This is a genomic window from Pseudomonas sp. UBA7500, assembly GCF_002478435.1.
Classification (GTDB): domain Bacteria; phylum Pseudomonadota; class Gammaproteobacteria; order Pseudomonadales; family Pseudomonadaceae; genus Aquipseudomonas; species Aquipseudomonas palmensis.
Genome location: NZ_DLNW01000001.1, coordinates 136,416 through 159,320, shown reverse-complemented (window position 1 = coordinate 159,320; position 22,905 = coordinate 136,416). Strand labels below are relative to the sequence as shown.

At 62.2% G+C, this 22,905-nt stretch carries 21 protein-coding genes; 13 read left to right on the top strand and 8 right to left on the bottom strand.

Features of this window, described 5'->3' with window-relative positions; genetic code table 11:
- Positions 1 to 7 precede the first annotated feature (7 nt).
- Complete coding sequence (locus tag B4I46_RS00665) at positions 8 to 1,885, top strand: DUF294 nucleotidyltransferase-like domain-containing protein (RefSeq protein ID WP_088515242.1); 1,878 nt, start codon at positions 8 to 10, stop codon at positions 1,883 to 1,885.
- The gene (locus B4I46_RS00660; RefSeq protein ID WP_043864532.1) at positions 1,882 to 2,592 is read left to right on the top strand and encodes a 3'-5' exonuclease; all 711 of its coding nucleotides are present in this window, start codon (positions 1,882 to 1,884) and stop codon (positions 2,590 to 2,592) included. Before B4I46_RS00665 ends, B4I46_RS00660 begins: the two co-directional genes overlap by 4 nt.
- 139 nt (positions 2,593 to 2,731) lie before the next feature.
- On the opposite strand, the gene B4I46_RS00655 is transcribed toward B4I46_RS00660, so the two are convergent.
- Positions 2,732 to 4,402 (bottom strand): BCCT family transporter, encoded by a 1,671-nt coding sequence (locus B4I46_RS00655; protein WP_054915306.1) that lies wholly within the window; start codon positions 4,400 to 4,402, stop codon positions 2,732 to 2,734.
- 203 nt (positions 4,403 to 4,605) lie between these two features.
- Here B4I46_RS00655 and B4I46_RS00650 point away from each other — a divergent pair, with 203 nt between their 5' ends.
- A complete protein-coding gene (locus B4I46_RS00650) occupies positions 4,606 to 4,953 on the top strand; it encodes a hypothetical protein (protein ID WP_058541323.1) in 348 nt (115 codons plus the stop codon).
- A gap of 6 nt (positions 4,954 to 4,959) precedes the next feature.
- On the opposite strand, the gene B4I46_RS00645 is transcribed toward B4I46_RS00650, so the two are convergent.
- Positions 4,960 to 5,925, bottom strand: a complete 966-nt coding sequence (locus tag B4I46_RS00645; protein ID WP_100633170.1) for a GlxA family transcriptional regulator — start codon at positions 5,923 to 5,925, stop codon at positions 4,960 to 4,962.
- 127 nt (positions 5,926 to 6,052) lie between these two features.
- On the opposite strand from B4I46_RS00645, the gene B4I46_RS00640 reads away from it, so the two are divergent.
- Positions 6,053 to 6,694, top strand: coding sequence for an HD domain-containing protein (locus B4I46_RS00640; RefSeq protein ID WP_043864536.1), 642 nt, complete (start codon positions 6,053 to 6,055; stop codon positions 6,692 to 6,694).
- A gap of 9 nt (positions 6,695 to 6,703) precedes the next feature.
- On the opposite strand, the gene B4I46_RS00635 is transcribed toward B4I46_RS00640, so the two are convergent.
- On the bottom strand, positions 6,704 to 7,831 hold the full coding sequence (locus B4I46_RS00635) for a divalent metal cation transporter (protein ID WP_286898028.1): 1,128 nt from the start codon (positions 7,829 to 7,831) through the stop codon (positions 6,704 to 6,706).
- A gap of 554 nt (positions 7,832 to 8,385) precedes the next feature.
- Here B4I46_RS00635 and B4I46_RS00630 point away from each other — a divergent pair.
- The 4 genes from B4I46_RS00630 to B4I46_RS00615 all read left to right on the top strand — a co-directional run bounded on the left by B4I46_RS00630 (position 8,386) and on the right by B4I46_RS00615 (position 15,046).
- The gene (locus tag B4I46_RS00630) at positions 8,386 to 10,290 is read left to right on the top strand and encodes a hypothetical protein (protein WP_286898027.1); all 1,905 of its coding nucleotides are present in this window, start codon (positions 8,386 to 8,388) and stop codon (positions 10,288 to 10,290) included.
- Positions 10,291 to 10,928: 638 nt separating this feature from the next.
- On the top strand, positions 10,929 to 11,939 hold the full coding sequence (gene dusA, locus B4I46_RS00625) for a tRNA dihydrouridine(20/20a) synthase DusA (protein ID WP_286898026.1): 1,011 nt from the start codon (positions 10,929 to 10,931) through the stop codon (positions 11,937 to 11,939).
- 119 nt (positions 11,940 to 12,058) lie between these two features.
- Complete coding sequence (gene tal / locus B4I46_RS00620) at positions 12,059 to 12,985, top strand: transaldolase (RefSeq protein WP_286898025.1); 927 nt, start codon at positions 12,059 to 12,061, stop codon at positions 12,983 to 12,985.
- A 174-nt stretch (positions 12,986 to 13,159) separates the two neighbouring features.
- Entirely contained in the window at positions 13,160 to 15,046 is a 1,887-nt protein-coding gene (locus tag B4I46_RS00615; protein ID WP_275727881.1) for an alkaline phosphatase D family protein, read from the top strand.
- A gap of 40 nt (positions 15,047 to 15,086) precedes the next feature.
- Here B4I46_RS00615 and rssC read toward each other — a convergent pair whose 3' ends face one another.
- Together rssC and rssB are read right to left on the bottom strand one after the other, a co-directional pair.
- A complete protein-coding gene (rssC, locus tag B4I46_RS00610) occupies positions 15,087 to 15,569 on the bottom strand; it encodes an anti-sigma factor antagonist RssC (RefSeq protein WP_043864541.1) in 483 nt (160 codons plus the stop codon).
- Positions 15,566 to 16,750 (bottom strand): two-component system response regulator RssB, encoded by a 1,185-nt coding sequence (gene rssB, locus B4I46_RS00605; protein WP_043864542.1) that lies wholly within the window; start codon positions 16,748 to 16,750, stop codon positions 15,566 to 15,568. Before rssB ends, rssC begins: the two co-directional genes overlap by 4 nt.
- A 270-nt stretch (positions 16,751 to 17,020) precedes the next feature.
- Between rssB and B4I46_RS00600 the strand changes: the two genes are divergently transcribed.
- Positions 17,021 to 17,320 carry a PilZ domain-containing protein gene (locus B4I46_RS00600; RefSeq protein WP_043864543.1) on the top strand — a complete coding sequence of 100 codons (300 nt, stop codon included), beginning with the start codon at positions 17,021 to 17,023 and terminating at the stop codon, positions 17,318 to 17,320.
- A gap of 50 nt (positions 17,321 to 17,370) precedes the next feature.
- Here B4I46_RS00600 and B4I46_RS00595 read toward each other — a convergent pair whose 3' ends face one another.
- Positions 17,371 to 18,075 carry an MlaA family lipoprotein gene (locus B4I46_RS00595; RefSeq protein ID WP_043864544.1) on the bottom strand — a complete coding sequence of 235 codons (705 nt, stop codon included), beginning with the start codon at positions 18,073 to 18,075 and terminating at the stop codon, positions 17,371 to 17,373.
- 206 nt (positions 18,076 to 18,281) lie between these two features.
- On the opposite strand from B4I46_RS00595, the gene B4I46_RS00590 reads away from it, so the two are divergent.
- Together B4I46_RS00590 and B4I46_RS00585 are read left to right on the top strand one after the other, a co-directional pair.
- Positions 18,282 to 18,869, top strand: coding sequence for a hypothetical protein (locus B4I46_RS00590; RefSeq protein ID WP_054916180.1), 588 nt, complete (start codon positions 18,282 to 18,284; stop codon positions 18,867 to 18,869).
- Between the two features lie 124 nt (positions 18,870 to 18,993).
- Positions 18,994 to 19,257, top strand: coding sequence for a DUF4404 family protein (locus B4I46_RS00585; RefSeq protein ID WP_043864546.1), 264 nt, complete (start codon positions 18,994 to 18,996; stop codon positions 19,255 to 19,257).
- Between the two features lie 49 nt (positions 19,258 to 19,306).
- On the opposite strand, the gene queF is transcribed toward B4I46_RS00585, so the two are convergent.
- Together queF and B4I46_RS00575 are read right to left on the bottom strand one after the other, a co-directional pair.
- Positions 19,307 to 20,137: an NADPH-dependent 7-cyano-7-deazaguanine reductase QueF gene (gene queF / locus B4I46_RS00580; RefSeq protein ID WP_054916181.1), complete on the bottom strand. Its 831-nt coding sequence runs from the start codon at positions 20,135 to 20,137 to the stop codon at positions 19,307 to 19,309.
- A gap of 57 nt (positions 20,138 to 20,194) precedes the next feature.
- Positions 20,195 to 20,716, bottom strand: a complete 522-nt coding sequence (locus B4I46_RS00575) for a cupredoxin domain-containing protein (RefSeq protein WP_043864548.1) — start codon at positions 20,714 to 20,716, stop codon at positions 20,195 to 20,197.
- Positions 20,717 to 20,868: 152 nt separating this feature from the next.
- Between B4I46_RS00575 and B4I46_RS00570 the strand changes: the two genes are divergently transcribed.
- Together B4I46_RS00570 and B4I46_RS00565 are read left to right on the top strand one after the other, a co-directional pair.
- The gene (locus B4I46_RS00570) at positions 20,869 to 21,549 is read left to right on the top strand and encodes a heavy metal response regulator transcription factor (RefSeq protein ID WP_043864549.1); all 681 of its coding nucleotides are present in this window, start codon (positions 20,869 to 20,871) and stop codon (positions 21,547 to 21,549) included.
- On the top strand, positions 21,546 to 22,904 hold the full coding sequence (locus tag B4I46_RS00565) for a heavy metal sensor histidine kinase (protein WP_286898017.1): 1,359 nt from the start codon (positions 21,546 to 21,548) through the stop codon (positions 22,902 to 22,904). The genes B4I46_RS00570 and B4I46_RS00565 overlap by 4 nt, the downstream gene beginning before the upstream one ends.
- The last annotated feature ends 1 nt before the right edge of the window (position 22,905 follow it).

The following is a 22,905-nucleotide window of genomic DNA, read 5'->3' as shown; positions in this document are numbered from 1 at the left end:
AGGTTGCATGCAGATCGAGCTTCTGGAGGTTCGCGATCACCTCCACCGTTTCGCCCCTTTCGACGCCCTGCCCGAAGAAACCCTCAACGGCATTGCGCCACGAATCCAGGTGAGCTATTTCAAGGCCGGCAGCACCATCCTGGAAGCAGGCGCCAGCATCCAGGACCTGCACTACGTGCGCAGCGGTGCGGTGGAGATCTACCGGCGCAACGGCGAGCTCTACAACCGCCTGGGCGAAGGCGACATCTTCGGCCAGGCCGGGCTGCTGCGCAGCAACAAGGTGCGCTTTCCGGCCAAGGCGCTGGAAGACAGCCTGATCTACTTCATTCCGGCAGACCTGTTTGCCGAACTGTGCGAGCAGCACGACAGCTTTGCCGAGTTCGTCGAGGCCGAAGGGCATTCGCGCCTCAAGTCCGCTGTCGAAGGCCAGGGCCGCGCCAGCGAGCTGATTCAGCTCAAGGCACGCACCCTGCTCTCGCGCAGCCTGGTGTGGGTGAGCCAGGACACTTCGATTCTGGACGCGGCGCGCCTGATGGCCGCCGAAAGCGTGTCGTGCGTGGCAGTGGTCGAACCGGTACCGGATGCCCCCGACAGACTGCTGGGGCTGGTCACCGACCGGGACCTGCGCACCCGCGTGCTGGCCGCCGACCTCAGCAGCAGCCTGCCCATCAGCACGGTGATGTCGAGCGATCCGGTGGTGATCCAGGCCAACGACTCGGTGTTCGAAGCCATGCTGTGCATGCTGCGGCGCAACATCCACCACCTGCCGGTGGTGCACAAGGGCCGCACGCTGGGGCTGATCAACCTGTCGGACATCATCCGCCACGAGTCCCAGAGCAGCCTGCACCTGGTCAACAGCATCTCCAACCAGAACAGCGTGGCCGGCCTGCGCTCGCTGCTGCGCGACCTGCGCGGCACCTATGTGCGCATGGTGCGCGATGGCGCCACCGCGCACATGATCGGCAGCGCGATTTCCGGCATCGGGCGCGCCTTCACCCAGCGCCTGCTGGAACTGGCCGAACGCGACCTGGGCCCGCCGCCGGTGCCGTACTGCTTCATGGCGCTGGGCTCGATGGCGCGGGACGAACAGTTGCTGGTCACCGACCAGGACAACGCCCTGGTGCTGGACGACAGCTTCGACCCGGTGCAGCACGACGCCTACTTCCTCAAACTCGCCACCTTCGTCAGCGACGGCCTGGCCGCGTGCGGCTACAGCTACTGCAAGGGCGGGATCATGGCCACCAACGACCAGTGGCGCCAGCCGCTGCGGGTATGGAAGGGCTACTTCACCCAGTGGATCGACAAACCCAACGCGGCCACCCTGCTCAACAGCAGCATCTTCTTCGACCTCGACGGGGTGTATGGCCAGCTGGAACTGGTGGAAACCCTCAAGACCCTGTGCGCGCAGAAGTCCAGCGCCAGCCCCGCCTTTCTTACCGCCATGGCGCGCAATGCACTGAACCGTACGCCGCCGCTGGGGTTCTTCCGGACCTTCGTGATGGAAACCGACGGCCGCCAGAAACAGATCATCAACCTCAAGGGCCGCGGCACCGCACCGCTCACCGACCTGATTCGCGTACATGCCCTGGCCTGCGCCAGTACCGCGCAGAACTCGGTCGAGCGCCTGGAAGCCATCAGCGCCACCAAGCTGATGCAGCCGGCGGCCATCGAGCACCTGCGTTATGCGCTGGAGTTCCTGTCGATGGTGCGCATTCGGCACCAGGTGGACGCCCTCGAAAACGGCCAGCAGCCGGACAACTACATCGAGCCCGAGCGCTTCTCCAGCAGCGAGCGACACAACCTCAAGGAAGCGTTCCAGGTGCTGAGCCATGCGCAGAAGTTCCTGCGCTTTCGCTACCCTGGCATCGTGCGGCACTCGCGATGAAGCCGCGTGGTATCGACCGTATCGACTGGGCAACGCGCTTTCAGGCATTGGCAGCCCAGGCGCGCAACCCGCTGCTGAAGAACTTCTATGCCGCCGGCGTGGTGCCGGCTGGCACTCCCCTGGAGCAGGTGCCGTTGCTGGCGCTGGATGTGGAAACCACCGGGCTGGATGCGCAGAAGGATGCCATTGTCAGCATTGGCCTGATGCCCTTCACCCTGCAGCGCATCCGCTGCGCCGAGGCGCGCTACTGGGTGGTGAAACCGCGCACCGAACTGAGCGACGAGTCGGTGACCTTCCACCACATCACCCACAGCGACATCCGCCATGCGCCCACCCTGCCCCATGTGCTCAACGCGTTGCTGGGAGCCATGGCCGGGCATGTGATGGTGGTGCATTACCGCAACCTGGAACGCGGGTTTCTCGACAATGCGGTGCGACGGCACCTGGGTGAGGGGTTGGAGTTTCCGGTGATCGACACCATGCAGCTGGAAGCACTGCTGCACCGTGGCAAACGCAGTTGGCGGGACCGCCTGCTGCGCCGGCCGCCAGCCTCGATACGCCTGGCCGACAGCCGCGCGCGCTATCACCTGCCGCCGTATCACGCGCACCATGCCCTGACCGATGCGTTGGCCACGGCCGAGCTGTTGCAGGCCCAGGTGGCACATCGGTTCGAAGCGGGAATGGAAATCGGGCGGCTGTGGGATTGAACGCCAGCAAACTGGCTTTGTGCAGGAGCCAGCCTTGCTGGCGATGCCCGGCTACGCCGGGCCAGGGGCGCCATGCACGCCATCGCCGGCAAGGCCGGCTGCTACGCCCCCACAATAAAGTTGCTGCGCCGGGCGGGCTTTAACCGCGCGGCTCCGACATCAGTCCCTTGACCAGCGACACACAGCCGAGCAGCAACACGATGGCGAACGGCAGGCCGGTCGACACCGCCATCGCCTGCAGCGCAATCAAGCCGCCACCGAGCAAAAGCGCAATCGCGATCACGCCCTGCATCACCGCCCAGAACACCCGCTGCGGCACCGGTGCATCCACCTTGCCACCGGCGGTGATGGTATCGATCACCAGCGAGCCGGAGTCGGACGAGGTGATGAAGAACACCGCCACCAGCACGATGCCGATGAACGAGGTGATCTCCTTGAGCGGCAGGCCGCTGAGCATCGCGAACAGCTTGAGCTCCAGCACCGCATCGGTCACGCCGGCAAAGTGCTGGTTCACGGTCTGATCGATGGCGGTGCCGCCGAAAGTGGTCATCCACAGTACCGATACCAGCGAGGGCACCAGCAACACGGCGATGAGAAACTCGCGCACCGTGCGGCCACGGCTGACACGGGCGATGAACATGCCCACGAACGGCGACCAGCTGATCCACCAGGCCCAGTAGAAGGCAGTCCAGCCCTGGGTGAACTCGGCATCCTCGCGCCCCACCGGGTTGGACAACGCCGGCAGGTACTCGATGTAGGCCGTGAGGTTTCTGAAGAAGCCGGTGAAGATCGCCAGGGTCGGCCCGACCACGATGATGAACACCAGCAGCAGCAACGCCAGGCCCATGTTCACCTGGGACAGCATCTTCACGCCCTTGTCCATGCCGGCCAGCACCGAGCCCAGTGCGATGATGCTGATGCCGATGATCAGCAGCACCTTGCTGACATTGGTCGAGGGGATCGCGAACAGGTATTCGAGCCCGGCTGCCGCCTGCTCGGCACCGATCCCGAGGGAAGTGGCCAGGCCGAACAGCGTGGCGAACACCGCCAGGATATCGATCACATGCCCCGGCCAGCCCCACACGCGCTCACCCAGCAACGGGTAGAACACCGAGCGGATCGACAGCGGCAAGCCCTTGTTGTAGGTGAACAGCGCCAGCGACAACGCAACGATCGCGTAGATCGCCCACGGGTGCAGGCCCCAGTGGTAGATGGTGGCCGCCATCGCCATGTCGGCCGCCACCTTGGCATCACCGCCTGCACCGCCCAGCGGCGCCCAGTCGGTACGCACGCCGTTGGCGTCGAGGGTGACCCCGCCCATGGCGGCCGAGAAGTGCGACATCGGTTCGGCCACGCCATAGAACATCAGGCCGATACCCATGCCGGCGGCGAACAGCATCGAGAACCAGCCCACATAGGAATGGTCCGGCACCGCTTCGCGCCCGCCCAGGCGCACCTTGCCCAACGGCGAGACGATCAGGCCCAGGCACAGCAGTACGAAGATGTTCGCGGTGCTCATGAAGAACCACGCCAGGTTGGCGGTCAACCAGCTGCGCATGGCGCTGAACACCGGCTCGACTTCGTTCTGCAAGGCCAGGGTGAGGATGACGAACAGGAAGATGGTGGCGGCAGAGATGAGGAACACCTTGCCGTGGATATCTAGCGAGAAGGAAAACTCGCCCTTGAAATTGTCCTGGCCGACGACGTAGTCGGTATCGATCAGGTTTACTTCACCGCTGGGAGCTGGAATGCCGTCGACGGTCGGCGGCTGAGAATGCCCGGGTGTGTCGTTGGAGGGGGTTCTTCCCACGAAATAGCTCCTTGAATTGCTGGCACGCTTCGACGTGCAGTGATCTGATAGCCCCGCTGTTCCTATGGCAAAACGAGAAATGTGAAGGCCACAGGGTAGCAGGCCTGAGGTCGGACCGCCGCACCCGTCATCGGTTCAAGGCTTTTTGCCATTATTTGCATTCACCTTGCCGGCCCTTTATTGCACGACTCAAGCGAGCCCCCATGTCCCGATACGCCATCGCCGTCACCGCCGCCGACCACAAGCCAGGGATCGTCAAGCTGCTGCGCCAGTGGTCTGCCGACAGCATCGGCGAGCTGATGCGCAAGGTGGGCACGCAAACGCCGGTCGTGCTGTTCGATACCACGGACTTCGCCCTGGAGGTGCCCAGCGAGCAAGGCACGGTGACGCAGCAGCAAACGCTGCTGGCAATCATCGATGCGCTGGAGCAGGCCGGCGCCAGCCTGCGCATCACCCACCATGCAGGCACGCTGGTGGAGCCGCTGACGCGTGAGATGCTGGAGAACCTGTTCGAAAGCGAGCTGCTCTACCTGGGCCAGGAGCACGACTGAGCGTTGCTACGCCCCGCCGTGCCCGTAACGCTTGCGGTACTCGGCAGGTGTCACCCCCACGTGCTTGAAGAACGCGCGGCGCAGGGTGTCGGCGTTGGCGAAGCCGCATTTGGCGGCCACCTGCTTGGGCGCATCACCACCGGCCTCCAGCAGGGCGCGTGCAGCGGCCACCCGCGCCGACTCCACCCAGGCTGCGGGCGTGACGCCCACCTCGGCATGAAACAGCCGGGCAAAATGCCGGGGGCTGAGGCCGGCATGTTCGGCCAGTGCCTCGACTGTCAGCGCCAGCTGCGGGTTGGCGGCCACCCAGCGCTGCACTTGCTGCAACACCGAACGCCCGGCTGGCTGCGCCTCGCCCTTGCGGCTGAACTGCAACTGCCCGCCCGGGCGCTTGAAGAACATCACCAGTTGCGCCGCTACCCGCAGCGCGATTTCACGGCCCAGGTCTTCCTCCACCAGCATCAGCGCCAGGTCCAGCCCGGCAGTGACCCCGGCGGCTGTGCGCAGCTTGCCGTCGCGCACATACAGCGCATCCTCTTCCACGCTCAGGCTTGGGTAACGCTGTGCCAGGGCCTGTGCCGCGGCCCAGTGCGTGGTCACCCGCCGCCCATCCAGCAACCCGCTGGCCGCCAGCGCGAAGGCGCCGGTGCACACCGAGCCGAAGCGGCGCGACTGGCCCGCGCAATCGCGGATCCAGGCCAGCAGCGTGTTGTTCAGTTGCATCCGCGCCGCATCCGGCGCCCCGGCCACCAGCAAGGTGTCGAAGCGCTGCCCGGGCTCACCTGCCACCAGGTCGGGCAACAGCCGCGCACCGGACGAGCTGTGAATGGGCCCTGCCTCGCACGCCACCACCTGCAACGTGTAGACCTGCCGACCCGCCTCGACATTGGCCTGGGCGAACACATCCAGCGGGCCCGACACATCGAGCAGTTGAACACCGGGCAGCGCGAGTACGGCAATGGTTCTGGTCATGGCTAAGGGGCGAACCTCAAGGCGTCGTGATTTCACGTGAAATGGCAGTATATGGCGTATCACGCCATTTGAGGACAGCAGTGTCGAGGCTGACAATGGAGGCGAACCGCAACCCGGAGCCTGCCCCATGACACTCGACATCCACGGCATCAAGATCCCCGACAGCCAGCTCGCCCGCGAAATCACCGAGGTGGTACGCGATACGGCCTCGCCCCTGCTGTTCCACCATTCCAGCCGCGTGTTCTACTTCGCCGCCCTGGCGGGCCAGAAGCGCGGCCTGAAGTTCGACGCCGAACTGCTGTACTGCGGCTGCATGTTCCACGACATGGGCCTGACCCATCAGCACAGCAGCGCCTGCGAGCGTTTCGAAGTGGATGGCGCCAATGCCGCACGCGACTTCCTGTGCGGCCACGGCATCGCCCAGCAGGACATCGATACGGTATGGACCGCCATCGCTCTGCACACCACCCCAGGCATACCCGAGCACATGCACCCGGTGGTGGCGCTGGTGACGGCAGGGGTCGAGATGGACGTGCTGGGGCTGACCCACGGCCAGTACGGCGCTGCCGAGCGCGAAGCCATCGTCAGCGCCCACCCGCGGGGCGAGCATTTCAAGGAAGACATCATCCAGGCCTTCTACGACGGCATCCGCCACAAGCCGCAGACCACCTTCGGCAACGTCAAGGCGGATGTGCTGGCCGACAAGGACCCCGCCTTCAAGCCCGGGAATTTCTGTGCGGTGATTCGCGGCTCGAAGTGGGCGAGCTAGGCACCTGCTCTACAGCGTCACCAGCATGCAGGCCACGGTGATGGCCATGACCCCGGTGGCAATCCACCCAAGCCAGCGCAACCGCGGCCTGATCACGTGCTCGCCCATCGTTTGCGGCCGCGATGCCAGCAGCATCATGACCACCATGATGGGCACGGCGATCACGCCGTTGAGCACTGCCGACCAGAACAGCTCCTTCACAGGGTCGGTGGGCGTGAAGCACAGGATCACCCCGCCGACGGTCGCGGCGGCGATCAAGGTGTAGAACGCACGCCCTTCGCCCTTGTCCAACCGCGCGCTGAGGCTGCCCGACCACCCCGCCGCTTCGGCCACGGCATAGGCGGCCGACCCCGCCAGCACCGGCACCGCCAGCAGCCCGGTGCCGATGATGCCCAGGCTGAAGATCAGAAAGGCAAAGTCCCCCGCGAGCGGGCGCAGCGCCTCGGCCGCCTGGGCCGAGGTCTGGATATCCGTGATACCGGCGGCACGCAGGGTTGCCGCCGTGCTCAGGATGATGAAGAACGCGATCAGATTGGAAAACGTCATGCCCACCACCGTGTCGACCCGGATGCGCAGCAGGTGCCGGCGCACCTCGCGCCTAGCCGGTACCTGCTGGCCCGTTGCGACGTCTTCCATTTCCTGCGCGGCCTGCCAGAAGAACAGGTAGGGGCTGATGGTGGTACCCAGTACCGCCACCACCATCAGCAGGGTGTCATGGTTGAATGCGATATCGGGGAACACGATACCCCGCGCTACCGCGCTCCAGTCCACGTGCACCATGAACGCCACCGCCACGTACGACAGCAGCGCCAGGGTCAGCCATTTGAGCCAGCTGACGTAGGCGCGGTACGGCATGAACACCTGCAGCACCAGGCACAGCAGGCCGAACGTGACGGCATAGATATGCGCCGACCCGCCCACCAGCAAGCGAAGGGCCTCGGCCATGGCTGCGATGTCGGCCGCCAGGTTCAGCGTATTGGCCACCAGCAGCATGCTCACCACGGCCCACAGCACGCTGGCGGGAAAGCTCTGCTTTATATTGGCGGCCAGGCCGCGACGGGTGATGTAGCCGATGCGTGCACTCACCAGTTGAATCGCGATCATCAGGGGCAGGGTCAGCACCACGGTCCACAGCATGGAGAAGCCAAACTATGCGCCGGCTTGCGAATAGGTGGCGATACCGCTCGGATCGTCGTCGGCAGCGCCGGTGATCAACCCGGGCCCAAGCCGTCGCAGGCTGCGGCGCAATCCGATTTTCCTGGCAGGCTTCATGACCGCGCCTCGATTCACCTGCGGGGGTGGGCCGAACATTGCGCAGGGGACAGCAACAGACTAGCCCGCCCACGGCCATTTGGGCGCCGGCATGACGGGCTTGCAGGCGAAGCTTGCAGACTCTTGGTAAACTGGCGCACTTGTGTTTTTGGGGCTGGCCGGTGTGACGCAGTGTCAGCGCAGAACGTCCATCGCCCGAAACACCCGTGGACCCCGCTGGCTTATCGGATTGTCTCAGCGATCACTACTTCAAGAGCCACGCCGGATGCCCTCCACCTTCGTCATCCCTTGGGTGGTGACCGGAGTGTTCGCAGTAGGACGATTCGTACTTCTCTTATGCGCCACAACAGTCCATTACTGTGTTCATAATCTCCCCGAAATTTGATACGATTTCTGGTTAATCCAAGGTAGGACCATTAATGAAAAAGCTACTATTTGCATCGGTTTTAGTTTTGAGCGGCTGCGAAGACACCGCACCGAAAGGCATAATTTCGGGTGATGTAATATTTGGTATTGATTCTTCCATGCCAATGCCAGTGGAAAACGCAAGGCTTAATTACCCGGAAGACGCAGTGGAAGCACGTGATGGGACTATCTATGTTTCGGATACGCACTTGCACGTGATCAGAAAAATCAAAGACGGCGTAGTGGAAAACTTCGCAGGCACTTTTGAGTCAGGATTCAATGGTGATGGACCCAGAGAATCTGTCATGCTCAACCTTCCTACGGCATTGCTTATCTCCGACGATCAGAAGTATCTGAATTTCGCAGACAGTGGCAACAATCTAATTAGAAGAATAAACATAGAAAGCGGTGAAGTCTCGACAATTGCCGGAATTCGTGGCGGAGAGGAGCTGCCTAACGTTGGCACAGCAGCCACCGCCTCTCCAATCGGATACACAGCCTCTCTAAAATATGACGAAAATGGAAATTTATGTTTTCCCTCAACGCGCATGGTAAAAGGAATTTCTGTTGAGGGTGGCATTTTCTGCATCGACAAATCTCAGACAATAATATCCAACACCACGACAGCTACTCAAAAATTCGAAAAAGCAAAAGACATCCTGATAGGAGAGAATGAATCCTATGTTACGGAACTCAACAAACTCTACAAATTCAAGCAAGATAAAGAGACAGAAGTTCTTACAATGCAAAGTGGTTACGGAAAGGGACTTGCGAAACTTGGCAACACTCTTTTCGTAGGAAACCATACATTGCTTTACGCGGTAGACGAGAACTTTAACTCAAAAATTGCAGCATCTGGGTTTGCTAACATTTCAAATGTCAAACCCTACCATGGCGGCTTACTGATTACCGACTCCGACCAAGGTGTTATTTACTCGTTCGATGGTGTAAACAAAACCCAGCTCACTGGTACGAGCTCTAATGCGATAGGTGCTCTTACCAGTGTTGCACAGTATGGTGAAGGGAAGCTTTTAATACTCGACAATCAGCGACCAAGGATTTTTATACTTGATATAGCTACGGGCGAGTCGTCCGTTTGGGCTGGTACTGGAGAGCAGGGCTGGGCATCGATTAACGTAGATAAACTAAATACGAAATTTTACTACCCTACTACACTGGCAGTAGACAAGAACCTCAATGTGTTTGTATCAGAGCAACATCGAATCATGAAGATTGATGCAAACGGGCAGGTAAGCAGATTCGCTGGCCATGACTCCTACGGCGATGTTGACGATGACAACCCTGAAAATGCTCGCTTCAAATCTATTGCTGGAATGTCATTCGGTGCAGATGGGACCCTCTACGTAACGGATACGTATAACCACAAGGTTCGAAAGATAAGCCCTACCGGAAAAGTTACTACGTTGATAGGAACTGGAAGTGCAGGCGTTCCTGTCATAGGGGGAGCGGCAAATACTTCAAAGCTGAATCACCCTCTCGGTGCTATTGCGCTGAAGAACGGTGATGTGTTGATCGCGGACGGTTGGAATAACTCCGTACTGAGAGTCGATACAAATGGAATAGTACATAGCTTTGCCGGGAAACAAAAATATTCAATTTATCAAGGCATGGGGTCTTACGCTGGCGACAATGGCTTGGCTGTGGATGCCGAGCTTAATACGCCAACCAAGCTTGCCGCAGATGAACATGGAAACGTGTTTATCACAGACCAGTTCAATCACAAAATCAGGATGGTCACTGGCACTGGAAAAATCTTGACAATTGCTGGCGAAGCACAAGGCTTTGCACCTCACGGAAAAAGGCTGAACTTCCCTAATGGCCTTCAAGTCATTGATGGATATCTCTACGTGGCAGATAGCGGAAACCGGGTGACACTGAAGTACAAAATAGGTAAGTAGCAAGCGACAGAAATAATGGCAAGATATAATAATCTTGCCATTTTTAAAGCCCAAACATATCTATCAGTGCTTATCTGAGCGTTTGTGCGATGGGTAGTTATTGCATATACCCAACCGATTGAACTACTGGGCGCGGTGTAGAAGCGTTTGTATTGCCTTTGGGCGGTCTTGACAGCTTGCGTCAAGGGCCAAATCCTCAGCCACCAGTCCTACACCGCCCGCCTGTAAGTGCAGGCTTGATCTCGTCCTCACCTTGATAGGGTTGAGAGTAGCCCGCTTGGTATTGCCCAACGCAGCTTCTCGTGGTTCAGGTGCCGCTCGCTCGTATCCTTGATTGTTACACCCGCCCAACTAGCCTTCTCAATACCTCCTGCCTCATACAGTTTCGCCTCGCGCTTACTGATCCAGGCTTGGGTCGTTGCATCCGGTCGAGGGTTTGGGTTTCCTGATAGACTGTCTCACCCTTTTTTACGGTCCGGATCTGCACGATTTTCGCTGTCGATCCGTCCTTGCGCTTGCGCTGCGTGATGGTTCCCGGGGTTTTGCTACATGACTGCTTGGGGTTGCTACGTTGTAACAACAAGCAAAGCAAAACCAGCAAGAACCTGAATAATTCGGCATCAATTAGAGATACAGAAATGCAACAGATTCAAGCGGAAAACCCAACAACCCCAGGCAATACGGTCGTCAGGAGGTTTTCTGTAGCACCCATGATGGACTGGACCGACCGCCACTGCCGCTTCTTCCTGCGCCTGCTGTCGCGCAATGCCTTGCTCTACACCGAAATGGTCACCACCGGCGCCCTGCTGCATGGCGACGCCGAGCGTTTTCTGCGCCATGACGAAGCCGAGTACCCGCTGGCCCTGCAACTGGGTGGCAGCGTGCCGGCGGACTTGGCCGCCTGCGCCGTACTCGCGCAAAACGCCGGCTACAACGAAGTGAACCTCAACGTCGGCTGCCCCAGCGACCGCGTGCAGAACAACATGATCGGCGCCTGCCTGATGGGCCATCCGGGGTTGGTGGGCGATTGTGTCAAGGCCATGCTCGACGCAGTGCAGATCCCGGTCACGGTCAAGCACCGCATCGGCATCAACGGCCGCGACAGCTACGCCGAACTCTGCGACTTCGTCGGCCAGGTACGCGACGCAGGCTGCCGCAGCTTCACCGTACACGCGCGCATCGCCATCCTCGAGGGCCTCTCGCCCAAGGAGAACCGCGAGATCCCGCCACTGCGCTATGACGTTGCCGCGCAGCTCAAGGCCGACTTCCCGGACCTGGAGTTCATCCTCAATGGCGGCATCAAGACGCTCGCCGAATGCCAGCAGCACCTGCAGACCTTCGACGGCGTGATGCTCGGCCGCGAGGCGTACCACAACCCTTATGTATTGGCCGAAGTCGACCAGCAGCTGTTCGGCAGCAACGCCCCGGTGATCAGCCGCAGCGAAGCGCTGGCCAGGCTGCGCCCGTACATCGCCCAGCACCTGCAGAACGGCGGCGCCATGCACCATGTCACCCGGCATATCCTCGGCCTGGGCCAGGGCTTCCCCGGCGCTCGCAAGTTCCGCCAGCTGCTGTCGGTGGACATCCACAAGAGCACCGACCCCCTGGGCCTGCTCGACCAGGCGGGGCTGCTGCTGGAAGGACGCTAGGAACCTGCGCGCAGCTGGACACTCCAATCGTTACCCTCCCCGATAGCCTGCCGCACAGCCCTTGAGCGGCCGGCAGCGCTCGGGTAATGTCGTCCAACCGCACAGGACAGAGCACGCTCATGACTTCCAAGCTGGAACAACTCAAGCAGTTCACCACGGTCGTCGCCGACACCGGCGATATCGATGCGATCAGCCGGCTCAAGCCGGTCGACGCCACCACCAACCCGTCCCTGTTGCTCAAGGCCGCCGCCATGCCCGGCTATGCCGAGCTGCTCGATGACGCGCTCAAGCACAGCAAGGGCGACCTGGGCCTTGCCTGCGATGCATTCGCGGTATCGGTGGGCAGCGGAATTCTCAAGGTGATCCCGGGCCGTATTTCCACGGAAGTGGACGCCCGACTGTCCTTCGACCAACCTGCCCTGCTGTCCAAGGCGCGCCAATTGATCGAGTTGTACGACAAGGCCGGCATCGGCCGCGACCGCGTGCTGATCAAGCTGGCCTCCACCTGGGAGGGCATCCGCGCCGCCGAGGTGCTGGAAAAGGAAGACATCCAGACCAACCTGACCCTGCTGTTTTCCTTCGCCCAGGCGGCTGCCTGTGCCGATGCCGGGGTGTTCCTGATTTCGCCGTTCGTGGGCCGTATCTACGACTGGTACAAGAAATCGACCGGCAAGGAGTATGTCGGGGCCGAAGACCCGGGCGTGAAGTCGGTCACGCGTATTTACGATTACTACAAGGCCAACGGCTACGACACCGTGGTCATGGGCGCCAGCTTCCGCAACATCGGCCAGATCGAGCAGTTGGCCGGCTGCGACCGCCTGACCATCAGCCCTGAGTTGCTGCAGCAGCTCAGCGATGACCAGGGCACCCTGGCGCGCAAGCTCACCCCGGGCAAGGCTGGCGAGCCACGCCTGACACTCGACGAAAGCCAGTTCCGCTGGCTCTCCAACGAAGATGCCATGGCCACCGAGAAACTCGCCGAGGGCATCCGCCAGTTTGCGCGGGATCAGGAGAAACTCGAGGCGTTGTTGGCTGCAAAGGCCTGATACAAATACGGTTTGCCAGGCAAGGTGTGAAGGCGGAGCATTAGCGGTTTTGCACGCTGGATCTTGCAGACCTCTTCGCCGGCAACGCCGACTCCTACAGGGCTGCACGATACTGTAGGAGCCGGCATTGCCGGCGAAGCGCCGAAGGCGCACCCATCCATCTTCGAGTAATCAATGCCCGAAAACACCCCGCTGCCCCTGGTACTGGCCGGCCCGTTGCTGCGCCGCCTGGAGCCTGCGCGCATGGTCCTGTGGCTGGTCGGCTCACAGCCGTTGCAGCCCGAACTGCACCTGCAACACTCCACCGAATACACCCTGAGCTGTCAGGTCATCCCCATCGGCCAGCACGCCTTCGTGCACCTGCTCGATATCCAGCTGCACACCCCACTGCCCACCGACGTGCAGATCGACTACGACGTGCTGATCGGCGGCCAGGGCATCGCCACCTGGGCCCCACACCTGCTGTATGAAGGCGCCCGCCTGCCCAACTTCGTGATACGCGAGCGCCTCGACCAGTTGTTGCATGGCTCGTGCCGCAAGCCGCACCACCCCGCCGCCGATGGCCTGTTGTGCGCCGACCGCCTGCTGGCCGCGCCCCACGCACCCGCCGAGCGCCCGGCGCTGCTGATGATGAGCGGCGACCAGGTGTACGCCGACGATGTCGCCGGCCCCATGCTGCGGGCCATCCACGGGCTGATCGAACGGCTGGGCCTGTACCACGAGCACTTGGAAGGCGCCGTGGTGCAGAACAGCGCCGAGCTGTACCGCCACCCGGCCAGCTACTATCACCGTGCCGACCTGCTGCCAGCCCTGGAGAGCAACGAAACCCTGCGCGAGCGCTTTTTCGGCGGCACGCGCAAACCCATCTTCACCAGCAGCAACGCCGACAACCACCTGGTAACCCTGGCTGAGATCATGGCCATGTACCTGCTGGTCTGGTCGCCTGTGCCCTGGACCTTGGTCGACACCCCCATGCCATCAAGCCTGACCACCCAGCGCCAGGCCCGCTACCAGCGCGAACAGCACTGCCTGAAGGGCTTCGTCGAAGGGCTGGATGGCGTGGCGCGGGTACTGGCGCACCTGCCCAGCCTGATGATCTTCGATGACCACGACATCACCGACGACTGGAACCTCTCGGCCCAATGGGAAGAAACCGCCTACGGGCACGCCTTCTCGCGGCGCATCATCGGCAACGCGCTGATCGGCTACATGCTCTGCCAGGGCTGGGGCAACAACCCGGACGTGTTTGGCGAGCTGCTGCAAAGCTGCCAGGCCCTGAGCCACAGCGCCGATGACGACGGCTATTTCGACCGCGCTGCGCAAGATGGCCTGATCAAACAGCTGCTGCGCTTTCAGGAGTGGCACTTCGTGCTGCCCACCCAGCCTGCGCTGCTGGTACTTGATACCCGCACACGTCGCTGGCGTAGCGAGAGCAAGCTGCAAAAGCCCTCCGGGCTGCTGGACTGGGAAGCGCTGTGCGAACTGCAGCAGGCCTTGCTGGACCACCCCTCGGCCATCATCGTCTCCCCCGCCCCGCTGTTTGGCGTGAAGCTGATCGAAACCATCCAGCGTGTGTTCAGCTGGTGCGGCTATCCGCTGCTGGTGGACGCCGAGAACTGGATGGCGCACCGGGGAGCGGCGCAGGTGATCCTGAATATCTTCCGTCACTCGCGCACGCCAGGGCATTACGTGATCCTCTCGGGCGACGTGCACTATTCCTTCGTGTACGAGGTAATGATTCGTCACAAACGCGGCGCCCCGCACCTGTGGCAGATCACCAGCAGCGGCATCAAGAACGAATTCCCGCGCCGACTGCTCGATGTGTTCGACCGACTCAATCGCTGGCTCTATGCCCCACGATCACCGTTGAACTGGTTCACCAAGCGCCGCCTGATGCAGGTGGTGCCGCGTACACCCGCGCACAGCAAGGCCGGCGAGCGCCTGTGGAACAGCGCCGGGCTGGGCCAGGTGTTCTTCAACGCGCAGGGGCAGCCCGAGCGCATCTTCCAGCTCAACGCCAACGGCGCGCCGCCCACGGAGTTTCCCCGCGAGGCTGAATGAAAAGGTGAGTTCGGCGCCCGCTACAGGGCGCCAGGATCGATCAGGTCCGCTCCAGGGCGTTGACCAGGTCGTGGAAGGCTTCGCGGTTGGAGTCGTTCAGGCCCATGAGGATCTTGTGCGCTTCCAACACCTTGGCGCGCACTACCTCTTCGTTCTGGTCCTGGGACGGCAGATCGGTCAGGCACTCAGGGCACGGGATTGGACGATCGACGATGTTGAACACCTGATCGAAGCCCATCGACTGCAGAAGCCGGGTGATATCGGCATGGGTAGTCACCACCGTGGGCAGCAGGCCGACCTTCTGCCGCGACAGGATCGACAACTTGGCCAGCAGGCCCAGAGTGGTGCTGTCGATACTGTTGGTTTCGGTAAGATCGATGACGATCGCCGAGAAATTCAGCGCCGTGAAGATCTTTTCAATCGTTGCATCCAGCGCCGAACACAGGGTCAGACGCACTTCACCGACGAACTTCAGAACAAAGGTGCCATTCTGCTCGGCAAACTGGATTCTTCCAGTACTCATTGAAGGTTCCTGCTCAACACCATTAGGGCGATATCATCCGGCATCTCCCCAAGCGTAGCCAATTCGAATCGTTGGCGCAGCCCATCCAGGCTGCCACCTGCTGCCTTGATGATTTCAGGCAAGGCAGCCTCCTTATCTTTGAGTGTGTCGCCAGGCAAAAGGTCCAGAATGCCATCAGACAGCAATGTGAGGCTGAACTGCGGCGGCAACTCCAGAACGTGATCCTGGTAGGTGGCCTCGTCGAACAGCCCCACCGGCAGGCCGCGCCCTTCGAGGTAGCGGGTGTCGTCCGGGGTGTACAGCACCGGCAACGGCAGATGGCCGCCGATGCTGTAGGTCATCAGGCCGGTGTGCTCGTCGATCACGCCGCCCACCATGGTCACGTGCTTGCCCAGCCTGCAATTGATCAGGCCGCGGTTGATATGCCCGAGCACCTCGGACGGCTTGAACTCGGGCAAGGTGCCGGCGCGCTTGAATTCGAACAGCAGGCGCGTGGTCATGAACTTGAGCAGCACAGTCACGAACGCCGAGGAGGCACCATGGCCGGACACGTCGGCCAGGTAGAACGCCACGCGTCGCTCGTCGACACGAAAGTAATCGGTGAAATCGCCAGACAGGTACAGAGACGGAATGATCTGGTGTTCGAAACGCAGGTCTCCGGCCTTCCAGGGGTTCTCCGGCAGCATGTTCATCTGCACCTGGCGCCCGGCAGTCTGGTCTTCCTGCAGCAGGTGCAGGCTGGCCTCCAGCTCACGGTTGGCGGTTTCGAGCTTGTCGCGGTAACGCTGGTTTTCCAGTACCAGATGCGCCCGATCCAACGCCCGGCGAACCGAGTGCTCCAGCACTGCCAGGTCTTCCAGAGGCTTGATCAGGTAGTCGGCAGCACCCAAGCGCAACGCTTCGACGGCATCGTTCATCACGCCCGCGCCCGACACCACGATCACCGGCAGGTCGGGGGCACGCTCGGTAACCTGGCGAATCAGCTCCAGGCCGCCCATTTGCGGCATGCGCAGATCGCAGATCACCAGATCAGGCTGTTCCTGCTCGAAGACCTGGAGACCCTGCTGGCCGTTGCTTGCCTGCAGGACGCTGAAGCCGCTGTCTTCCAGGTAGGCGGCGAGGCTCGCACGCACTACATCGTCATCATCGATTATCAGCAGCGTTGCACTGTTTTTCTGCATGTGGGCAAACGGCGCCAGAAATAGGTTGGGGTAGGCGGCCAGGCAAAACGAGGCCCGCTTACTGGATTCACTTCTAGCCACTCTGGCATTTCAGGTGTAGGACAAAAGGCCTGCCCGGCAAATGTCAGAGGTGCCCTGTAAGGCGCAGACGGTACTCCCATCCGCCGGGGGTTTCAAGCATGCACCGATGGTCGCCTGTGCTCTTTACAGCACAAATCACCGGGAGTTATAAAAACCCCTTCTATCGCAACCCAATGGAAGGATGCAGGCATGAGCCAGAACCACGCCGACTATAGCGAGAAGCGTGATTTCATCAGGATGCGGGTAGATACCGACGTTACCCTGATACATGCCGAGCAAGTGATTGCGGCGGTGTGCCTGGACCTATCGAGCAGCGGCATGCAGGTACAGGCAGCGAAAACCTTTCAGGTTGGAGACAACCTCAGCGTCAGCATCGATTCGGACCACCCTTCACTCAAGGGCCTGCACGCCACAACGCAAGTGGTGTGGATTGCCGATCAGCCCCAGGGCCAGCAGAAGCTGGGCCTCAAGATCCTTGCGATGAGCTGAACAGCAGGCATGAAAAAGGCGGCCATGGCCGCCTTTTTCATGCATCACGATCAGAAATCGTCTTTTACATCCCCGTCCTTGACCTTGAACTCGCGGTTCTGCAGGTAGGCGTTGCGGATGAAGCTGTACTTGTCGCCACGGATCATCTTCTCGGCCGACAGCAGGCTGGCACGGGTGTCCACCACGTCCACCGCGATTGCGGTATTGCGGGTGGGCACATGGTCCATGTAGCGGTAGGGTTCGGTGTAGGTGTCCGGGTACTTGGCGATCGCATCGCGCACGGTGCTCGGCCCAAGCAGCGGCAGCATCACGTACGGGCCACTGCCTACACCCCAGTAGCCGAGGGTCTGGCCGAAGTCCTCGTCGCTGCGCTGCAGGCCCATCTTGGTACCCACATCGAAGAAGCCGGCCAGGCCGAAGGTGGTGTTGACGATCAACCGCGCGGTATCCACGCCGGCTGCGTGGGGCTTGAGCTGCAACACGTTGTTGGCAAGGTTGGTCACGTCACCGAGGTTGCGGAACATGTTGTGGATGCCGTCCTCGAGAAACTGCGGCGTCACCCACTGGTAGCCCTGGGCCAGCGGCTTGAGCGCGTAGGTATCGATCGTGTCGTTGAACCGGAAGATCGGCCGGTTGATGCTCTCCCACGGGTCTTCCTCGGTCGCCGCCTGGGCCAGTACCGGCGCCAGCAGCAGGCTCGCGCAGACACAGGCACGGGTCATACGATCGATCACGCCAGCACCGATCCCACGCATAAAATTTCTCCTAGGCAAACATTGCACTGCGCCGGCATCAGGCCGTCGACAGCCAAAAGGAAACAAGTATAAAGCCTCTCTGGCAGATTAGGCAGCTTCCTCCAACCTGCGTCGATATTTTGTGAAAGCCGCCTGAAGGTCATCAAAGCGTCACGCCACGGTCACACCCCGACGTTAGCCTTGCTGGTTATTTCAGGGACGTTGCCATGCCCCATTCCCCCGCCTTCACCGCCGTGCTGTTCGGCCTGCGCGGCTGCCTGGTCGACTTCGGCGCACGATGCCAGGCGCCCGGCAACGCACCGGCCAGGCCTACACCAGGCGCCCTGCCCGCCCTGCACTGGCTGCGGGAACACGGCGTGCCCTGTGCCTGGCTCGACGAACTGCCGGCTGCCCTGGGCCAGCACCTGAGCCAGGCGCTGCCCGCCTGGGTGCGCCGACCGGATACCACCGGCCACGCGCCCTGGCCCGCGCCGGATGCCTGCTGGCACGCCCTGATGCAGCTCAAGGCCGACCGGCTCGATGGCTGCGTGCTGGTCAGCGGCGAGCCGCGCCTGCTGCAGGCCGGGCTCAACGCCGGGCTGTGGACCGTGGGCCTGGCCTCGTGCGGCTCGCTGTGCGGGCTGGACGAGGCTACCTGGCAGGCACTGGAGGAACGCGAGCGCGAACTCAAGCGAGGCAAGGCTACCGTTCACCTGTTCGGGCTGGGGGTGCATTCGGTGATCGACCAGCTGGAACAACTGGCCGATTGCCTGGCCGATATCGGCCTGCGCCGCCTCAAGGGCGAAAAACCCTGATACAGGCACATTGATCAGGGTCATGCAAAGCGGCGCCGGGTGGATTAACCTGAACAGCGAGGCACGGACCTTTCGCCCGCGCGCGGGGTCCATGTCTGAGCCTATTCATAGAGGGAGAACACCCATGCCTGCCCGCGAACTTCAAGCGCAACTCGACGCCCTGCGCGAGCAACTGGAGCAAAACCCACCGCTCTCGGAACAGGAGCGTGTCGAGCTGCACGAACTGATGGCGCAGATCCAAGCAAAAATCGAACTGGAGGCCGTAACCCCGGACAACAACCTGGTCGACGGCGTCAACCTCGCCGTCGAACGTTTCGAAGTCGAGCACCCGGGCCTGACCGCCACCCTGCGCAACATCGTTCAGAGCCTGCAAAGCATGGGCATCTGAACCCCGCGGCAAAAACGAAAGCCCCGTCACACTGGACGGGGCTTTTTCGTTACTGGCGAACCAGGCGCAGGTTCTTCAGGGTGACCGGCCCGGTGCTGCGGTACGGGTTGATGTCCAGCCCGCCCCGGCGCACGTAGCGCGCATACACCGTGAGGGTCTCGGGGTTGAGCAGGCGCTTGAGGTCCAGGTAGATACGTTCAACGCATTGCTCGTGGAAGTCGGCATGCTGACGGAAGCTGATCAGGTAGGTCAGCAGGCTGGCATGGTCCAGCGCCGCGCCACGGTAATGGACGGTCACGCTGCCCCAGTCCGGCTGCCCGGTCACCGGGCAGTTGGATTTGAGCAGATGGCTGTGCAGGGTCTCTTCCACCACACGCTCGGCATCGCAGCGCAGCAGCTCCGGTTGCGGCTGCTCGTAGTTGCTGATGCTGACCTCCAGGTCATCGATGCAGGTGCCCGGCAGCGCCATCACCCCTTCGCGCTGAACCTCGGCCAGGCTGCGGATACGCACCCCTACCGGCTTGCCGGCTGCCGCGGACAGGTCCTTGACCAGACAGGCCTGCACCGCCTGCGCCGAGGCGAACTCGGTCTGGTTCAGCGAGTTCAGGTACAGCTTGAACGACTTGGACTCGATGATGGCCGGCGAATCGGCCGGGATGGCGAACTCGCCGATGGCCACCACCGGCTTGCCCGAAGGCAGCAGCCAGGACAGCTCGAAGCAGTTCCAGTAATCCACACCCGACCACGGCAACGTTTGCGCGGTGACCCCAAGCTCGGCCCATTTGGCTGCACGCGGGATGGGGAACAGCAGCGACGGCGTGTAGGTGCTGATGTATTCACTGGACTTGCCCAGTGGCGAATGTTCGGCGGCGGGATGCATGGCTCAAACCTGAAGGACGAAATTGGTCTAGTTTATCGGGTTTGCGCGCTGCATTGGTCATTTGGCGATAGTCAGCTTGCCCACCATGCCGGCCTGGTAATGCCCCGGCACGTTGCAGGCGAACTCGATCGGCGTGCTCTGGCTGAAGGTCCAGGTCAGTTCGGCGCGTTTGCCCGGCGCCACCATCACCATGTTCGGGTCGTCATGCTGCATGCCGCCGCTACCCATCGCACCATGATCATCACCGCCATGATTCATGCCGCCATGTCCCATTGCCGAATGATCCATCTGCCCCTGCATGGCGAGCATCTCCTGCTGGTGCCGGGCGTGCATGGCCGCATCCCCCAGGTTGAACTCGTGGGGCACCTGGCCGTTGTTCACCAGCACGAAACGCACCGTTTCGCCGGCCTTGACCTGCAGCGCGCGCGGCTCGAAGTACATGTCGCCCATCACGACCTCCACCGTGCGCGTGGCCTGCGCCGCCGCAGCCGGCTTGCCGAAGGCGTACTCGTGCCCGGGTGCCGCCAGCAGCGGCAGGCTCCACAGCGCCAGGGCGCTCGCGATCATCAAGCGTTTCATCGTGCATCCTCTATCATGTGCAAGCTCATGCCCCGCACTGTAGAAAACTGCCGCTGGCAACCACCTGACGAAAACATTACAACTTTGTCAGCTTTGCCCCGCGCACCCTGCCACAGGGTATAAACCCAGCCCCCAACGCTGCCGAGAAGCCCATGAAACTGTTGATCGTCGAAGACCAGCCCAAGACCGGCCTCTACCTGCGCCAGGGCCTCAACGAAGCCGGCTTCAGCACCGAACTGGCCACCGACGGCGATACCGGTCAGCACCTGGCCCTGAGCGGCGACTACGACCTGCTGATTCTCGACGTGATGCTCCCCGGGCGTGACGGCTGGCAGATTCTGCAGGCCGTGCGCGAGGCCGGCTTCGACACCCCGGTGCTGTTCCTCACGGCCCGCGATGCGGTAGAGGACCGCGTGCATGGCCTGGAACTGGGCGCCGACGACTACCTGATCAAACCCTTTGCGTTCTCCGAACTGCTGGCGCGGGTCCGCACCCTGCTGCGCCGCGGCGCCAGCCCGCCCCAGGAAACCACCCTGAACCTGGCCGACCTGCGCCTGGACCTGATTCGCCGCCGGGTGGAGCGTGCCGGGGCACGCATCGACCTCACCGCCAAAGAGTTCGCCCTGCTCGAACTGCTGCTGCGCCGCCAGGGCGAGGTGCTGCCCAAATCGCTGATCGCCTCGCAGGTGTGGGACATGAACTTCGACAGCGACACCAACGTGATCGAAGTGGCGATCCGGCGCCTGCGCCTGAAGGTCGACGATGGCCACGACAACAAGCTGATCCACACCGTGCGCGGCATGGGCTACGTGCTCGAGGAGCGCCCGGCGTGATGCGCAGATTGTCCCTGGGCGCACGCCTGGCGCTGTTGTTCGCCGCCTGCACGGCGGCGGTGTCACTGGCGGCGGGGCTCCTGTTCAGCCGGGCCAGCGAGGCCCACTTCATCGAGCTCGATCAGCAGTTGCTCGACAGTCGTCTGTCGGTACTGCGCCAGGCGCTCGTTGGCGTGCACGACCGCCCGAGCCTGGCAGCGCGGCTACCGCTGCTGCGCGGCGAACTGAGCCACCAGGCCGACCTTGCACTGCGCATTCGTGGCAGCGACGGGGCGCAGTGGTTTGCCAGCCGCCCCGGCCTGCCTGACGCACCCGACATACCGGGCCTGAGCACCCTGCGCAGCGAGGGCATGGATTTTCGCAGCCTGTGCGTGGTGCTTGAAGGCGGCAGCCGGCTCACCCTGTTTCTGGATATCACCCACCACCAGCACTTTCTGCAACGCATGCAGCGCCTGATCTGGCTGACGATGGGCCTTTCGGCGCTGGCCACCGCGCTGCTCGGTGCCTGGGCCGTGCGCCGTGGCTTGCGTCCGCTGCGCCGGATGGGCGAGGTGGCAGCCGGCGTTTCGGCGCGCTCGCTGACCACACGCCTGCCCCAGGCCCAGATGCCGCCAGAGCTGGCGCAACTGGCCGGCACCATGAATGCCATGCTCGAACGTCTGGACGATGCCTTCCAGCGCCTGTCGGCCTTCTCGGCCGACATTGCCCACGAGCTGCGCACGCCGCTGTCCAACCTGCTGACCCACACCCAGGTCACCCTCACCCGCCCGCGCAGCCTGGAGGAGTACCGCGAGGCATTGCACGGCAACCTCGAGGAACTGCAATGGATGGCGCAACTGGTCAACGACATGCTGTACCTGGCCAAGGCCGACCACGGCCTGCTGATGCCCAATTGCGAGCCCCTGGCGCTGGACCAGGAGGCCGATGCCTTGATCGAGTACTACGCGCCATTGGCCGAGGATGCACAGATCAGCCTGAGCCGCGAAGGGCTGGCCGAGCTGACAGGAGACCGCAACATGCTGCGACGGGCCCTGTCCAACCTGCTGGACAACGCGCTGCGCTTTACCCCGGCACAGGGCGAGATACGGGTCGAGATTGCGCAGGGTGATGGCAGGGTTCGCCTGGTGGTGGCCAATCGCGGGTCGCCGATCGATGCAGCGCTATTGCCGCGGCTGTTCGACCGGTTCTACCGGGCCGACCCGGCACGCCGGGAAGGCAGCAGCGAACACGCGGGGCTGGGGCTGGCGATCACCCGTTCGATCGTGCAGGCGCACGGTGGGGTGATCAGTGCCGAATCGGCGCAGGGGTGGACGCGGTTCCTGATCGACTTGCCGGAACACAACGCAGCCCTGTAGG